We start from the raw sequence: 494 nt of genomic DNA on the forward strand, positions 1-494 counted from the left end.
CCGAAGCCATGGGCCTGATGGCCAACCGCACATCGCGGTCGCTGCACGGGCGTAAGCAGTTCAGCCCGAAGTCGCTTCTCGAAGCCACGTCCAACGACCTGAGCGCGCGTGCCCGGCTAGTTGAGATTCGAGTTCGAGCCACAGTCAACCTCGACCTTCTGCAAGAAGCGTGCGACGCGCTACGCAACCACATCTACACCGAGTATGCACAGGAGCTGAAGCAATTCGGTAGCAGTGCCGAACAGCGGAAAGCACTGGTCGAGCGTGTGCAGGGTACGGCCCGAACGCTGATGACCGAGGGAAAGGCACTCGTAGACGTGCTGGACCAGATCGTGAAGGACATAGATTCGGCATCTCACCATCTGCGCCACATGATCGATGTGTTGAAGTTGCTCGATGGATCGAAAGGTAAGGTGGTCTAAATAATGGAAGGATTCTTGGCACTGCTGCATCTGATATTAGCTGGGATTGGCTGGTATTTCTATGCGATCATT

Annotated in this window: 1 protein-coding gene; it reads left to right on the forward strand. The window is 55.7% G+C overall.

The features are described 5' to 3' along the window. Positions 1 to 422, forward strand: a 422-nt coding sequence (locus AC1RPU_RS07825; RefSeq protein WP_481769616.1) for a hypothetical protein, incomplete at its 5' end; no start/stop codon positions are given. Positions 423 to 494 lie beyond the last annotated feature (72 nt).

It is taken from the genome of Dellaglioa sp. CoH-55-MRSF-7 (assembly GCF_056782235.1).